Origin of the sequence: Paenibacillus sp. FSL H8-0283, from assembly GCF_045040675.1 — a bacterium.
Classification (GTDB): domain Bacteria; phylum Bacillota; class Bacilli; order Paenibacillales; family Paenibacillaceae; genus Paenibacillus; species Paenibacillus amylolyticus.
In genome coordinates, this window is sequence record NZ_CP150295.1 from 5,583,882 (window position 1) to 5,597,514 (window position 13,633).

14 protein-coding genes are annotated in these 13,633 nt (G+C 46.4%); 2 read left to right on the forward strand and 12 right to left on the reverse strand.

Annotated features, from left to right (window positions below; all coding sequences use genetic code 11):
- Positions 1 to 14: 14 nt before the first annotated feature.
- From MHI52_RS24645 to MHI52_RS24670, 6 genes are all read right to left on the reverse strand, one after another.
- On the reverse strand, positions 15 to 800 hold the full coding sequence (locus tag MHI52_RS24645; protein ID WP_074096266.1) for an STM4013/SEN3800 family hydrolase: 786 nt from the start codon (positions 798 to 800) through the stop codon (positions 15 to 17).
- Positions 793 to 2,040 (reverse strand): STM4014 family protein, encoded by a 1,248-nt coding sequence (locus MHI52_RS24650; RefSeq protein ID WP_339284086.1) that lies wholly within the window; start codon positions 2,038 to 2,040, stop codon positions 793 to 795. The genes MHI52_RS24645 and MHI52_RS24650 overlap by 8 nt, the downstream gene beginning before the upstream one ends.
- A gap of 21 nt (positions 2,041 to 2,061) precedes the next feature.
- Complete coding sequence (locus tag MHI52_RS24655) at positions 2,062 to 2,904, reverse strand: STM4015 family protein (protein WP_405157811.1); 843 nt, start codon at positions 2,902 to 2,904, stop codon at positions 2,062 to 2,064.
- A gap of 349 nt (positions 2,905 to 3,253) precedes the next feature.
- Entirely contained in the window at positions 3,254 to 3,877 is a 624-nt protein-coding gene (locus MHI52_RS24660) for an XTP/dITP diphosphatase (RefSeq protein ID WP_036605875.1), read from the reverse strand.
- A 1-nt stretch (position 3,878) separates the two neighbouring features.
- The gene (gene rph / locus MHI52_RS24665; RefSeq protein WP_017692572.1) at positions 3,879 to 4,634 is read right to left on the reverse strand and encodes a ribonuclease PH; all 756 of its coding nucleotides are present in this window, start codon (positions 4,632 to 4,634) and stop codon (positions 3,879 to 3,881) included.
- A gap of 301 nt (positions 4,635 to 4,935) precedes the next feature.
- Positions 4,936 to 5,991, reverse strand: coding sequence for a GerMN domain-containing protein (locus MHI52_RS24670; RefSeq protein WP_405157812.1), 1,056 nt, complete (start codon positions 5,989 to 5,991; stop codon positions 4,936 to 4,938).
- A gap of 272 nt (positions 5,992 to 6,263) precedes the next feature.
- On the opposite strand from MHI52_RS24670, the gene MHI52_RS24675 reads away from it, so the two are divergent.
- Positions 6,264 to 6,830 carry a phosphatidylglycerophosphatase A gene (locus MHI52_RS24675; RefSeq protein WP_405157813.1) on the forward strand — a complete coding sequence of 189 codons (567 nt, stop codon included), beginning with the start codon at positions 6,264 to 6,266 and terminating at the stop codon, positions 6,828 to 6,830.
- 253 nt (positions 6,831 to 7,083) lie between these two features.
- On the opposite strand, the gene MHI52_RS24680 is transcribed toward MHI52_RS24675, so the two are convergent.
- The 5 genes from MHI52_RS24680 to MHI52_RS24700 form a co-directional block, all read right to left on the reverse strand.
- Positions 7,084 to 7,740, reverse strand: coding sequence for a ferric reductase-like transmembrane domain-containing protein (locus MHI52_RS24680; protein ID WP_340984350.1), 657 nt, complete (start codon positions 7,738 to 7,740; stop codon positions 7,084 to 7,086).
- A 36-nt stretch (positions 7,741 to 7,776) separates the two neighbouring features.
- Positions 7,777 to 8,820, reverse strand: a complete 1,044-nt coding sequence (locus MHI52_RS24685) for an FAD:protein FMN transferase (RefSeq protein ID WP_051446925.1) — start codon at positions 8,818 to 8,820, stop codon at positions 7,777 to 7,779.
- On the reverse strand, positions 8,817 to 9,233 hold the full coding sequence (locus tag MHI52_RS24690) for a hypothetical protein (RefSeq protein WP_036605873.1): 417 nt from the start codon (positions 9,231 to 9,233) through the stop codon (positions 8,817 to 8,819). The genes MHI52_RS24685 and MHI52_RS24690 overlap by 4 nt, the downstream gene beginning before the upstream one ends.
- A 198-nt stretch (positions 9,234 to 9,431) precedes the next feature.
- Entirely contained in the window at positions 9,432 to 10,415 is a 984-nt protein-coding gene (locus MHI52_RS24695) for an MBL fold metallo-hydrolase (RefSeq protein WP_405157814.1), read from the reverse strand.
- Positions 10,416 to 10,442: 27 nt separating this feature from the next.
- Positions 10,443 to 11,186, reverse strand: a complete 744-nt coding sequence (locus tag MHI52_RS24700; RefSeq protein WP_253502930.1) for a class I SAM-dependent methyltransferase — start codon at positions 11,184 to 11,186, stop codon at positions 10,443 to 10,445.
- A 741-nt stretch (positions 11,187 to 11,927) separates the two neighbouring features.
- Between MHI52_RS24700 and MHI52_RS24705 the strand changes: the two genes are divergently transcribed.
- Positions 11,928 to 13,133 carry an MFS transporter gene (locus MHI52_RS24705; RefSeq protein ID WP_315370739.1) on the forward strand — a complete coding sequence of 402 codons (1,206 nt, stop codon included), beginning with the start codon at positions 11,928 to 11,930 and terminating at the stop codon, positions 13,131 to 13,133.
- Here MHI52_RS24705 and MHI52_RS24710 read toward each other — a convergent pair.
- Positions 13,114 to 13,581 carry an Lrp/AsnC family transcriptional regulator gene (locus MHI52_RS24710; RefSeq protein ID WP_315370740.1) on the reverse strand — a complete coding sequence of 156 codons (468 nt, stop codon included), beginning with the start codon at positions 13,579 to 13,581 and terminating at the stop codon, positions 13,114 to 13,116. The genes MHI52_RS24705 and MHI52_RS24710 overlap by 20 nt on opposite strands.
- Positions 13,582 to 13,633: the final 52 nt, after the last annotated feature.

A 13,633-nucleotide genomic window follows, 5' to 3' on the forward strand; every position in this document is an offset into this window, starting at 1 on the left:
AAAATCAATACATTCTATACTAAAAATTCACGGTAAGGCACCGTCCAGACGACATCATGTGCAAGCCGGTGTCCTTGATACCCGTCTTCACCGTAAGCTGTACCATGATCGGAAAAAGCCAGGCAATACGCAGGCCGGGCGCGTTTCCTCATCGCCTCGAACAATGGTCCAAGAGCCTCATCTACATATCGAAGTGCAGCTCTCTGAGTCTCCACCGAATCCTCCTTCGCTCCTTCCACGAAGTAACGATTGGGTCCATGAATGGCAGACACGTTCAAAAACATAAATATCTTTTCATCCGGCGCTGTCTGTTCAAGTAGCTTTAATGCATGCTGTACCTGATGCTCTGTCGATTTGGGGTTGGTTACCCCAAAGTTCATTCGCCAGTAGCTCTGTTGGAAATAGCCGGGCAATACTTTTGCAAGCGGGTTTTTTTTCGTAAAAAAGATGACGCCGCCAATACAGATGGTACGGTAACCTTCAGCTGCGAACCCGGATACGATATCCGGTGTATCAAACAGCCAGGTGTGCGGATGTGTTTTGAGCCCAGTATTTCGGGAATGAAATAGCCTTACATGAGATGCCTTATCTGTATTGGCAGGAGTCGGCATAAAACCACCAAAAAAAGCATGGTGCGCCGCATATGTAAAACTACCTGGGGTATGACGCTTCTCCCACGGACCCGAACCACACAGATTAGGACAATTCTCCTCTTCCAGCTTGGCTACGTCATAGCGTAACGTATCCAGCGTAATCATTAACAGATCATGGGAGCCCACAATGGTGTTCATATCAGGCATGTTGAATAGGCTCCTTTCGTAAAAGTTCCATTTCCCACTCATAGGTTCCGAGGCCATGATGCTCGACCCTGTATAACAGATCTCCAAATGGATTCACATCCAGCACATAGGCACGCGGATTCGAACCACTAGTAAGCATCACATCAATCCCGGCTGACCATGAGTTGGGAAATGCAGATATGGCTGCTTGCGCTGCCAACCGTACCAGCGACATCCGCTGTTCATCCAGGCCTGCTTCAGCAGGCAGCATACGCTCATTGCGCAGATGCAGATTGGTAATCGGGGTGCGGCTCAGCCGCATAATCGCGTGACCTGCCTGTCCACCTGCAACCAGTTGGCGGATATCATAGGCCCGCTGATCAAGCGTGGCTTTTGGCATCCACCGTTCAATCTGTGCACCTTCTGCACATAACCATTTCATCAGCGTAGCAATCTCTTCACTGCGGGTATACTTGCGTAGACGTCCTTCATTGAAGAAAATCGTCTTGCCCTGTCTCTGTTCCATCCCCATCGTTGTTACAGCAATTTCATCACCCGTTCGAGGATTGACTTGATAGGCAACAACTCCTGAAGCCCCGGAGCCGCACGCAAGCTTCACAAACACACGATGCATCTCGGCAGACTTCATTGAGCTACGCAGGTCCATATAATTACGGATTGGCCGCGAAAATTGCAGCGCCGGAGGTACATCAACTCCATGTGAAGTTAGATGTTGCTGACAAGTTCTCTTGTCAAACATCAATTGGATATCGGCGGGATCATTCATGAATCGGACTTCAGACCATATCTCCCGAGACTCATTGCCGATTCGATCCAAACATGCTTTCCAGCCACGAAACCACTGGGCGGGAGCGTAGATTCTTCCCCACTCCTGTTCCAGCGCAAGTGCCTGTTCTGCGGAAAATGCTTCTGTACCCATCCCAGCCGTTAATGTTGACGAATCATTCATAGCTCCAAGGAACAGTAGTTCACGCTCCACGTCCCAATCCTCACCAGGAGCATCAATCCGAATCAGGGGTACAGGCAGATTGAAATCTACTGTATCAGCGATGGTTCGTCCGTGTCTCCAATTCTGCAGCAATTGAGCATATGGCAGTACAACCGCAGGTTTCAAACCCAATCTATGCCTAGCCTCTTGCAGCCCTTGTGTTCGTCGGTTATCAGGGTTTCCGATCAATAAAAAGGGCTGATCTTGCGTTAGATCAGGTACATCTATTGGTTGATGCAAACTCTCATTCATTTCCTTTACACCTGACATCGACTATTCCGTTAACGATGGATAGCGCCAGTCATCCTCATCACTCTGTTGCTGGTCGCTAACGTCTACAGATATACCCGATAGGTTCCATCGACTGATCATTTCATTGGTCATGTAATGGTAACTTAGATCAAGATGTTTCAGTTTCTTGATCTTGTCACTGGCAAGCAACGCCTCAGCCCCTTCATCGGACAACGTTCCTTGCGATAGATCCAGTACTTCAAGTTGATCCAGAATAGGTGCTTCAGCTGCTACTTTGGCAATCTCATCCTGAATTTCACTGTCTTTCAGACCCAAGTAAACCAGCTTTGGAAACAATCCTTTTTCTAGCAAAGGAAGCACATCTTCAAGTGATCCATTGAAACCATAATTATCCACACCCAGGTACAGTTCCAATTTACGCAATTCAGGCAACTTGGCATGGGTGATTGAAGATAACACTTCTTTCGGGAGACCACCACAAATAATAATCAATTCTTCAAGCTTGGCATGCTGGAGTGGTTCCAGACTGAGGCCGCTACTGCCCATTACAGAGAATGATTTTAATTCTGGAAAGGCACCTAACAGTGGTGTGAGATTTGTCTGGATAATCCACGATACTTCACATTCTTCGAATCCCATATCTCCAATAAACAGTTTCTTCAATGACGGAAAGCTTGGAGCAGACTCGACAAGCGTACCTATGAACTCGTCAGGCGAATTTTCATAAGCCTGTCCCCAATCTCCGATGACCAGACTTTCCAATGAGCTAGCCTCCGGTTTAGCTGCCAGTTCCTTAATTAACTTTTCCATACGAATGCCGTCCTCATAATCATCGTAAGATACAACAAGCTTCACTTCTTGCATGAGTAGATCCCTCCGTTTAAGGTTCATATGTGATTCGTTAGTTTGAATGTTAACCCATACCACACAAGGCTTGCAACTTCTTCCAACTCCAGTCCCAATGAGATTCCCAATCGTGCAATGTAAACCATTTCTCATGTAGGTACAAGAACGTACGTTCCGATGTATAGTCGCAGAAATAGCTATCTTCAATTAGGTATATGGATGGACCTTCACTAAACCCGATCAACACTTCAATTCATAGAAAAAGCGTTAATGGCGGATGAAGCATCCCATCGGAATGCTTCTGTCCTTCCATTAACGCTTTGATGTTCACATATCATGAAGTTAAATCAAGATGTTTCGTTTAGTCTCAGCCTTCAAGTCTGGATACAAGCGCTCTCAGCGCGTGACCACGGTGGCTAATCGCTTGCTTTTGCTCAAGCGTCAGCTCTGCCATCGTCAGCTCGTATTCAGGTACATAGAAGAGTGGGTCATATCCAAAACCGCCAGCACCTGCAGCTTGAGCCGTAATCCAGCCTTCCGCAGTGCCTTCTGATTCATACTTATCACCTGTTGTCGGATCGTACAGGACCAGCGCACAAACGAAACGAGCCGGACTTAGTAGCGGCTGCTCGGTGTCCTCACCGGATTTCAACGATTCCAGCGTCTCCAGCAACTTCGCATTATTCTGTGCATCCGTTGCTCCTTCGCCTGCATATCTCGCTGAATATACTCCCGGCTCACCATCCAACAGGTCTACACATAAACCTGAATCATCTGCCAGAACCGGCAAACCAAGCGCATCACCAACCGCTTTGGCTTTCTTCCAGGCATTCTCCGCAAACGTTACGCCATCTTCTACGACATCCGGCAGCTCCGGATAGTCAAACATGCTCTTAACCTCTTTGCCAAGCGGTGCGAAAGCATGAGCGAATTCACGGACTTTACCCGCATTGCGGGTTGCAACAATGAGGATTGGGCTGTCCAAACTCATCTTAGGCTTCCCCTAATCCACGCGCGCCGATCTTGAGCGCAATCGGTCCAAGCACTTCTTTTTGACGCTCGATCATTTCCAGAATTCCCTGTTCGCCCAGTTCCAACATGGCGTTCAGCTCACGGCGATCAAATGGTGCTTCCTCACCTGTTCCCTGAAGCTCGACGTATTTACCGCCACCTGTCATCACCAAGTTCATGTCCACCTTGGCTTTGGAATCTTCATCATAGTTCAGATCCAGTACAGGCTGTTCACCCACAACACCCACACTTACTGCGGCAATGAAATCCGTAATCGGGAACACTTGCAGTTTGTGCTGTTGGGAGATCTTGTTCACGGCAAGTGCCAGCGCTACAAATGCACCGGTAATGGACGTTGTGCGTGTACCTCCGTCAGCTTGAATAACATCACAGTCCAAGGTAATCGTACGCTCACCAAGAGCCTGCAGATTAACTACCGAGCGCAGTGCCCGACCAATCAGACGCTGGATTTCCATGGTGCGTCCAGTTAATTTGCCACGATTGGCTTCACGTTGGTTCCGGGTATGTGTTGCACGTGGCAACATGGAATATTCAGCTGTTACCCAGCCTTTACCCTGCCCTTTCATAAAGGGAGGTACACGTTCCTCTACTGTAGCTGTACAGATCACCTTTGTATCTCCAACTTCAATCAGTACAGAGCCCTCGGCGTATTTATTCGTGTTCACTGTTAAATTCAGCGGGCGCAGCTGTTCGCTGGTTCGTCCGTTTGATCTCATATTTTCTGCCTCCTACGACTTAAGCATCCTGTAATGTTGAACTTATTCACACTTTTAGAGATTGTTCAAAAAGCTCGCTTTTGATTACGAAAAATGCCTTAAGGCATCATCAGCATCGAATATGGAATTCAGCCGAAATGTCCGTTGCTCACGTAGTTTGCCTACGCTCCGCTACTCCATTTCTAGCTTCATCCCATCTTCTCGGTACTGAAAACCGATCTTTTTGAACACGTATTTTTACGAATCCCTTATATTTTACCAAAGAGTTCGGTTAAAAGCATCCTTAAGCATTCTGCGTTCATTAAATCGGAATTTCGTTGATATATTCAGGCTTGGAAACCGGCGCACTGTAATCCCTGTTGTCGTCACCCATGACCGTTTTTTGGCCGTTCCACTCGATCTGTACTTTGGCATCCTTGCTGGCTGTGTTCTCCGCAGTGGTTAATACGACAGATTGTAACAGCTCGCTTGGCACGATATCCCCTTCGGCAAACATATCATCTTTCAAGGCAACCGTGACCGTGCCATCCTCTGCCGTTTTGACCGATTGCAGCTCCGTTCCGCCTGTCATGACCTCTTCCAGTTCTCCATCTTTGTCAGGTCCTTTGATCAGTTCGTTCAATGCTGCCTGCACCCGATCTTCACCAGGTGTAACCAGACGTGTCACTGGAACATAATATTGGATGCCCGCTGGCGAAGCAGCGGAGAAATAGACCGTTACCGGGCTGCTGTTGGTCACAAACGTATCACCCAGATCCAGATTGATTCCCACAGCCCGATTCAGCGGTTCAGGCAACGGCGTGCTGTTCACAGGCATTTGTGTTAACTTTTTGCCATCCACCCAGATCTGCACATTCTCCACATCAGGTGTTCCCGTCAATGTCCACGTGACAGCTTCTAGCATTTTCCGTTCTTCCTTTGCATCATACTTGGAAAAATTACCCGAGAACTCAACAACCGCCAGCTTGTCATCCGCGTGAATCGTTACATTCTGCACAACCGTTCCCTGCGGGAGAACGCCCTGGAATCCTTCAGGCAGCATACCCGCATAGGCCCCGCCTGTGACAAGTGTATCCAGAGCTGTCTTTGGACTGCTTGCGTCTGTTCCAGAAGGAAGTGTCAGGGATACCGGAGCGAGCAGCCCCTGCTGGTCTTGCAGATATACCGTCGTTAACGGGAGCATTGCGAGTGCTCCATTCCCTTCGGCCGCTTGAATCATAGCTGCTTCCTGGATGGGCGGTGGTGGATCAACAGCTTCGGAAGACTGTGCTCCAAACATGCCGCAGCCTGACAATACCATAGGAATACTCAGCAGCGCTGCTGCCGATACCGTACGCAAAGAATGGATCTTTCTCATGATCACGTTCCCCCTCATCATTTTTACAGTTTGTACTACCATGTATACGAGCCTTTGTCCAAAAAATAACTAAAAGATAATAAGAAAAATGTCTATCAACGCACTTTCACGGAAGGCAGACCGTTTTTAGCTGAAATTTTTCATGTGTTAATCGAATTGTTCAACTTCACTGAAACTTATAATTTTATTATCTTAAAGAAACGTAAACCAGGTTAATAACGTATTAGGAAGCAAGAGTAGGGACATTGCTAACTTCAGAGGAGGAATCGCCCATGGAACATCCTGAGCAAGAAAAAATCCCTTACAGCCTGAATAGCCGCAAGGTGGCGGAGGCAACAAGGGAATGGCTGCATAAGCGGGGCGTCACGATCCCTGAGATCGCAGAGCTGGTCATGTTATTGCAACAAAAATATTATCCAGGTCTTACGATGGAAGAATGTATCGAAAATGTGGAGATGGTTCTCCGTAAACGTGAGGTACAGAACGCTGTTTTGACCGGAGTTCAGCTTGATATTCTGGCAGAACAGGGGCAGCTCATATCTCCTTTGCAGGAGATGATTGAGAACGATGAAGGATTGTATGGCGTGGATGAGATTTTGGCATTCTCCATCGTCAATGTATATGGCAGCATTGGATTTACGAATTATGGTTATGTGGACAAGCTGAAACCAGGGGTGCTTGAACGACTGAATGACAAGAGCCTGGGCCCTGTCCACACGTTCTTCGATGATATTGTCGGTGCGATTGCATCAGCAGCGAGCAGTCGGATCGCCCATCGCAAACAATCCGAGCTTGAAGAAGCACTGGGAGAAAAACCTGTCAGTGATGACGCTGTATAATGTGTAACTCGTTTCATATCTGAGGTCATGTGGAATAATGGACATGTGTATGGATGCTTCGTGAAATAACTGTTCATGGAAATAACTGTTCATGGAAATAACTGTTCATGGAAATAACTGTTCATGGAAATAACTGTTCATGGAAATAACTGTTCATGGAAATAACTGTTCATGGAAATAACTGTTCATGGAAAAAGCGGCCTGATGGCCGCTTTTTTGCATGTGTAACGATACATATTGGATAATCCACATGTTATAATTTCAGATGTTTAGGTCGTACCGTTCCCACCAAACCAAAACCTTCAACCCAATTCTGCTCGGAAGGTGAACCAGATGTTGCACGTTTCGGTCCAATCGTGATTTCCGGGCCTTTACGCTCTCGCAACATGCCACGTAGCACGGTGATACCGAGAATGCTGAGTCCGGTAAATACATATATCATCCGCATGATGATGTTGCCAGAATCCGTTCCGGTAACCATGCCGTGAACCAGCAGACCAATGAACACCGGATAGGACAACATGTGGAACATGAACCACCATTTACGGCCCAGCTTGTTCCGCAGATCACTGGATAACAGGACAATCACTAATCCGTAGAAGGCTAACGTTCCCAGACCACTGCCGATCGGATGTACGGAGGCGGTAAAAGGAATCAGAAGTTCTCCCCAGGTAAATGGGCTGTAATGATCAATATATAACGTTAATGCGTGCACGAGTCCAAGTCCGAAGGCGAGCCAGGTCGTTCGGGTATGCCATTTGAACATGGCTGCTTTTGGTTTGCCTTTGGCCATAGGCATCCCTTGCGCAATACCCAGAAACACACCGGCAAAGAGCAACACATAAGCAGCAATTCCACTAATTCGAATGATATTCCACGTTGGCAGGTAATCTACAATCCATTGTGCCATAACCGGCTCCCCCATATCTGTTAGACTTGTCCTCGTTTATAATAGACTGAAGCGATGATCCGGATCAAAACCGGGCCAGTGCTCAGCAAGCGTATCCGTATTCCCTCTAAAATAATTACTCCCATCCCGTGTCATCCACAGGACGTCATGCCGATCGTAATGTCGGTTTAACCAGCCCACCGCCTCGGCACTCCCCAGAATGCATACCGTCTTGGCAATGATCTCGCATTGCGAAGCATGCTGTCCCAGAACGGTACACTGCAATACGTCCGTATCTGCCGGCTCCATCGTCCGGGGGTCAATGAGGTGGTGTGCAAAGCTTCCATCCGTATTCTGCCATTGTCTGCGGGAAATACCCGAAGTGGCAACAGCTCCTCGCTGTAAACGGATCGCTCCCGACATAGCACCCTGATTCTGCAAAGGATCTGCTACTTGCAAGGTCCATTGGGAATGGTCTGGTGAACCCCATACTTGAATATCTCCACCCGCGTTAATCAAACCCGCTGGAATATGCAATGTTCGCTGCAACCAGTCTGCGATACGCTCTACTGCCCAGCCCTTAACAATGCCTCCTAAGTCCAACTCAGCTCCGGGGTCCAGATGAACCATCCGGCTACCTTCCCGCTGAATCCAGCTCGGACGGCTGTGGTCATATCGATCTTCCATCCAGCCTGATGATTCAGGTGTTCTCGTTCGCAATACACGTTCAATTAATGGACGTTTCAATTGTCGTTGCTGCACCTTCTCGAAGCTTAGATCATATCCCGAAGCCTGAAGAGCCTGCGAGATACCCGGTTGAAAAATCCCTTCGGTCAGGCCAATATATCCATAGGCCAAACTCAAAACTTCATCCATCGCAGCGGAGATGGGCATCCATCCGGTTGAAGCATTCAAACGATTCAGTTCACTGTCTGCAACAAATCGGCTGAAGCGCTGCTCCTGCGTCTCAAACCAATTCTTCACCACGGTTGCTGCATGTTCAGCTTCTTCCCGCCCAGCTGACAGTTGCACTTCAACATCCGTGTTCATCGCACGGAATTGAAATCGGAGCGGACGAGCAACTTGCTCCGTGCGGCTCATGATGCACCTGTACGTGACTGATAGTTGCCACTGCTGTATCCGGAGTCTGTACCCTGGTTATTTTGCCCGATACGCTGAGAATCTGAATAATTCCCCTCGTTACTCGAGCTCTGATCTGGCCGAGCTGCTTGTGTGCTATCGGATGTTCCATTATATTGACTATCATTATTGTCATTGTCCTGCGTGTTCCAGTTGTTGCTGTCCGTTGTACTGTTGATCCATTCATCCATCACATCATCATGCGTATCCACTTGGCTTGAAGCAGTAACGCTTGTATCTGTGCCATTTGCTGCTGCATAGGCCACATCAAAGGCATCCGAAGTTCTTACATATTGAAAAAGTGCAGCCACAGTCAACGTTGCTGCCGCTGAAGCTTGCCATTTTCTCCATTGATTCCGTTTTCTTCTGGTCATCGCTCTTCCCTGCTTTCTTTAGGGTGTGTCTCAAGACATGCCCTAGCGAAGTTCATAGATGTATCATAGGCGCGCTGGCTTAAAAATAGATGAATGAACCGTTAAGAGAGGCTAAAAAGGCCCAGAACAGGTGAATTTCCTGTCCCGAGCCTCTATATAAGATCGTATTATCATTTCATATCGATATCATCATTCCGTTTAGATTTGAAAATAGAACGTGCCATCCGGTTGCTGCTCTTGCTTCACTAGTTCGCGTCGAATTAACTCCTGCAAATGGGCTAACGTCTCACTCATGGCAAACCGCAGTTGATGGGTACCCAGCCGATTGCCAAACATGTGCACACAGATGTCATAAGCATTCGCCGGTGACTCCTGAATTCGTTCCGTCATCTTCTGAAGACGTTCCTCGTGATGAGCCAGCAATTGAACTGTCCGTTCGGTGAACTGGGCAAAAGGATTCCGATGCCCTGGATACGCCTGTTTGACATTCAGCTCCCCGAGACGTTGCAATCCTTCCATATAAGATAATAATGGCTGAGGGTCACTGCCGGGTTGCAGACTAATATTCGGTGAAATCTGTGGCAAAACTGCATCTCCGCACAGAATCTCCATGGACTCCGGCGCATAAAAGGATAAATGGCCTGGGGCATGTCCACCCGTCTCCACAGCAATCCAACGTTTCCCGCCCATATTAAGCCACTCGCCATCTTCAATGGGTGTCACCTTCGGAAGTGGTGTGATCTGCGAAGTAAATGCCTTCATATGTTCATGTATCTGCTCAGTATTGTCTTCCGGCATACCATGACGACCATAATAATCAGGTAATATTGTATTGATGCGTGAATCAGATCCCCACATATAATCGGCCTCTTGGCGGGAGCGTGTGGACATTCGAACGGGTGCCCCCGTCATCTGTTGCATCCAACCCGACAACCCAAGATGATCGGGGTGATGGTGGGTGAGTACAATTTGACGAATATCGCTAAAGGTCAGGCCGAGATCTGCCAGCGCTTCACTCCACTCCTGTTCTGTTTCCGAATTACGCGGTCCCGGATCTATAATAGTTATCTTCCCATCCGATTCTGATAAGACATAACTGTTCACCCATCGTAAGGGAAACGTCATGCTGATCTTGACCCGGTGTATGCCCTCTGTCATGGACATCTCTTCTGTGCGCTTCATGTTATCCCCCTTCCAAACTGTCTCTGTTCACTCCACAGGACGACGACCAACAAAAATCATGCGCGGAGAAGTCTGCTCGTCATATTTCTCTTCGTCATAGCCGCCATGTACCTGATCTACCCGGAGTCCGGCGGCACTTAACATCTGACTCAGTTGTTCCCGTGTGTACAACTTCACACGTTCCTGATATACCCGCGGTTCATGTCCGGATGTGGTATCCGTAATGCGAATTTCCTTTTGCACAAACCCTTCCTCAATCTTGCGATACTCCTCAATACGCTGTCCTTCATCCTCTCGAACGGAGTGCTGCACCAGATGACGCGTTACATAAGCCGTATTCATAAAATCAATAATATAGCTGCCACCTGGGCGAAGCATGCGATGAATGGCACGTAATACTTTCAATTGTTCTCCGTCCTCCAGGAAATAACCAAACGATGTGAACAGATTAACTACAGCGTCAAAGCCACCTTTCAGCGGCAGTTCACGCATGTCTGCGTGACACCAAGATACTCGGTGTTCAGTGTCCATTAGGCGCGCTTCACGTAGAAGCACATCGGACAGATCAACTCCGGTCACTCGCAATCCTGCGTCAGCAAGTGCCATGGAGTGCCGTCCCATACCGCAGCATAGATCCAATACTTCAGAATTGGGCTCAAGCTTCAACCAATTAATCATTTTATGTACTTCCTGATGGGCACCCTGCACATCCCGGTGCTTGTATACGAGAAGATAATCTTCTCCAAAACTCTTTTCATACCATTCCGTCATCCATTCTCGCCCTCCACTTGGTCACTGGCTCTCTATCTGTAGTACGCTATGTACAGGCCTGATCATTTCCACTAGCTTTAATGTATTGTAACGTCTTTATTCTGCAAACTCAAAAAATTCCAGTAATTTTCCAACATTGAAGAGCCAAAATGCACACGAGGGAATACTCTGTTTATTGAATGTACAACATTATTAAAATGTACATAATTAACCTTGAGCACTTAAAACATGTACATAAATGAATAATATTTACACAAATCAACGTTAATAAAAACCCAGATTTAATAGAAAGAACCGTTTGAATAAAGAAGGTAGCCAGAATTTTATTCTGGACTACCTTCTTTTCCTATCTTTATTTCAATTAACTTATAGCTAGCTTATTTTTGAATCGTATTCTGTTCATTAATTTTAAATACACAATCAAAAAAATTCGAGGAATAGAAGTTTTTCCCTTCTTAGAGAGGTTGTTTAACATAATCTGTAGAGGTATCTATTTATAAGTCTCAAATATTGTCTGTAACAGTTAATCTGTTATGGATCTGATTCATGAATTTTTAAGTGGTAACAACGCTTACATTAAAATCAAAGGAAATATCCTCATTATAAATATAATATATAGGTTTAAAAATACATTTACTTTAATTCGATTATGTAAGGTTGCTATTTGATTTGATAAGCTTATATATGCCAATTGAGCAATATTTTTGTAAGTACAAGATTTTCAAAAGGAGAGGGCATAAATTGAAAAAACTTAAAACCACACATAGTAACACTGCGGATGCTGCATCTTCTGTCCGCCTCCCATGGGTAGGGCTAATTCCGCTTGCCTTAGCTGGATTTATAAGTCTCTTAACTGAAATCATTCCGGCTGGTTTATTGCCACAGATAAGCGAAGGACTTGGAATCTCAGAGGCATTAGCTGGGCAATTCATAACGTTGTATGCCCTTGGCTCTGTCTTGGCAGCAATTCCACTAACTACAGCTACACGCGGTTGGCGGAGGCGGCCACTGTTGTTGCTAAGCTTGATTTGTTTTTTCTTGTTTAACAGTGTTACAGCTCTATCTTCCAGTTACACAATAACTCTTGTTGCCCGATTCTTGGCAGGTGCAGCCGGAGGTGTTTTGTGGGGAATGTTAGCAGGTTATGCTAGCCGCATGGTGCCTGATTCGCTCAAAGGTCGAGCTATGGCGGTAGCAGGAATAGGTACACCTTTGGCTATGGCGCTTGGTGTTCCCGCGGGAACAATACTCGGCACTCTTGTAGGCTGGCGTACAGTTTTTGGAATCATGTCAGTGTTTACTGTCTTGTTAATCGTTTGGATACTCTTAAAAGTTCCAGACTTTGCTGGTCAATCAACGAATAAGAGACTTCCCCTTCATAAAGTTTTCGTTAAACCGGGGATTCGCCCTATCTTGTTTGTCGTACTAATATGGGTACTAGCTCACAATATTCTATACACATATATTACGCCTTACCTCGCTCAAGTTGGGCTTGTTCAACGTGTTGACATTATACTATTTGTTTTTGGTATTGCATCGGTTGTGGGGCTCTGGATTACAGGAATATGGATTGACCGCATGCTTCGTCCATTGATTCTATGCAGCCTTGCGGGTTTCGCTCTAGCATCTATGATGTTTGGGATAAGTAGCAGTCAGCCAGTAGGGATCTTTTTGGCTGCTGCATTGTGGGGGCTGACTTTTGGCGGAGCCGCTTCACTGCTTCAAACGGCTGTAGCTGAAGCTTCTGGTGATAATGTGGACGTGGCTCAGTCTATGCTGGTAACAGCATGGAATTTGGCTGTAAGCGCTGGCGGGTTAATTGGTGCGGCCCTTCTTGTAACAGTTGATGTCCTCTCATTTCCATGGGTTATGCTTATTCTCGTACTCATTGCGCTACTCGTAGTATGGAAAGCGAAAGAACATGGATTCACAACAAAGAGTGGATAGATTCATTTTTCAACTCTTCGAGAGATGGAATGATGGGTTTATAATCAATGGGTGAAGACATAACAATTAGAATCGTATACGTTCCATATTTATCACAGTCATTGCCGAACTCTTCAAGTGCGTATGTAGAGTCGGCAATGACTTTCATTAAAAAATTGTGTTCTCCGCTCATACGATGACACTCGACAACAAAGGGTGACGACCGAACAAAATCGAGAAAAACATTACAGTTTCTAGTACTAAACAGGAAATAGGCGGCAACATTTTTTCCGGTTTTTTGCGGAGAAATGATTGTGCGATATTCCTGAATAATTCCCTTTTCCTCCATCCGTTTGACTCTTTCCGTTACAGCAGGTTGGGATAGCCCCACCAATCTACCGAGTTCAGTCATGGAAATCCTAGCTTGATTTTGAAGGTGTAAAAGGATTTGGTTATCAACATGATCCACTCTAAGTATCCTCCTTATAATTGAAAGGTATTATTATATTATCGTTTATACA

Excerpts from the sequence above, each read along its gene's own strand:
- MHI52_RS24645 (WP_074096266.1), bottom strand. The coding sequence starts at position 800 with ATGCCTGATATGAACACCATTGTGGGCTCCCATGATCTGTTAATGATT.
- MHI52_RS24650 (WP_339284086.1), bottom strand. The coding sequence starts at position 2,040 with ATGAATGAGAGTTTGCATCAACCAATAGATGTACCTGATCTAACGCAA.
- MHI52_RS24655 (WP_405157811.1), bottom strand. The coding sequence starts at position 2,904 with ATGCAAGAAGTGAAGCTTGTTGTATCTTACGATGATTATGAGGACGGC.
- MHI52_RS24660 (WP_036605875.1), bottom strand. The coding sequence starts at position 3,877 with ATGAGTTTGGACAGCCCAATCCTCATTGTTGCAACCCGCAATGCGGGT.
- rph (WP_017692572.1), bottom strand. The coding sequence starts at position 4,634 with ATGAGATCAAACGGACGAACCAGCGAACAGCTGCGCCCGCTGAATTTA.
- MHI52_RS24670 (WP_405157812.1), bottom strand. The coding sequence starts at position 5,991 with ATGAGAAAGATCCATTCTTTGCGTACGGTATCGGCAGCAGCGCTGCTG.
- MHI52_RS24675 (WP_405157813.1), top strand. The coding sequence starts at position 6,264 with ATGGAACATCCTGAGCAAGAAAAAATCCCTTACAGCCTGAATAGCCGC.
- MHI52_RS24680 (WP_340984350.1), bottom strand. The coding sequence starts at position 7,740 with ATGGCACAATGGATTGTAGATTACCTGCCAACGTGGAATATCATTCGA.
- MHI52_RS24685 (WP_051446925.1), bottom strand. The coding sequence starts at position 8,820 with ATGAGCCGCACGGAGCAAGTTGCTCGTCCGCTCCGATTTCAATTCCGT.
- MHI52_RS24690 (WP_036605873.1), bottom strand. The coding sequence starts at position 9,233 with ATGACCAGAAGAAAACGGAATCAATGGAGAAAATGGCAAGCTTCAGCG.
- MHI52_RS24695 (WP_405157814.1), bottom strand. The coding sequence starts at position 10,415 with ATGAAGCGCACAGAAGAGATGTCCATGACAGAGGGCATACACCGGGTC.
- MHI52_RS24700 (WP_253502930.1), bottom strand. The coding sequence starts at position 11,186 with ATGACGGAATGGTATGAAAAGAGTTTTGGAGAAGATTATCTTCTCGTA.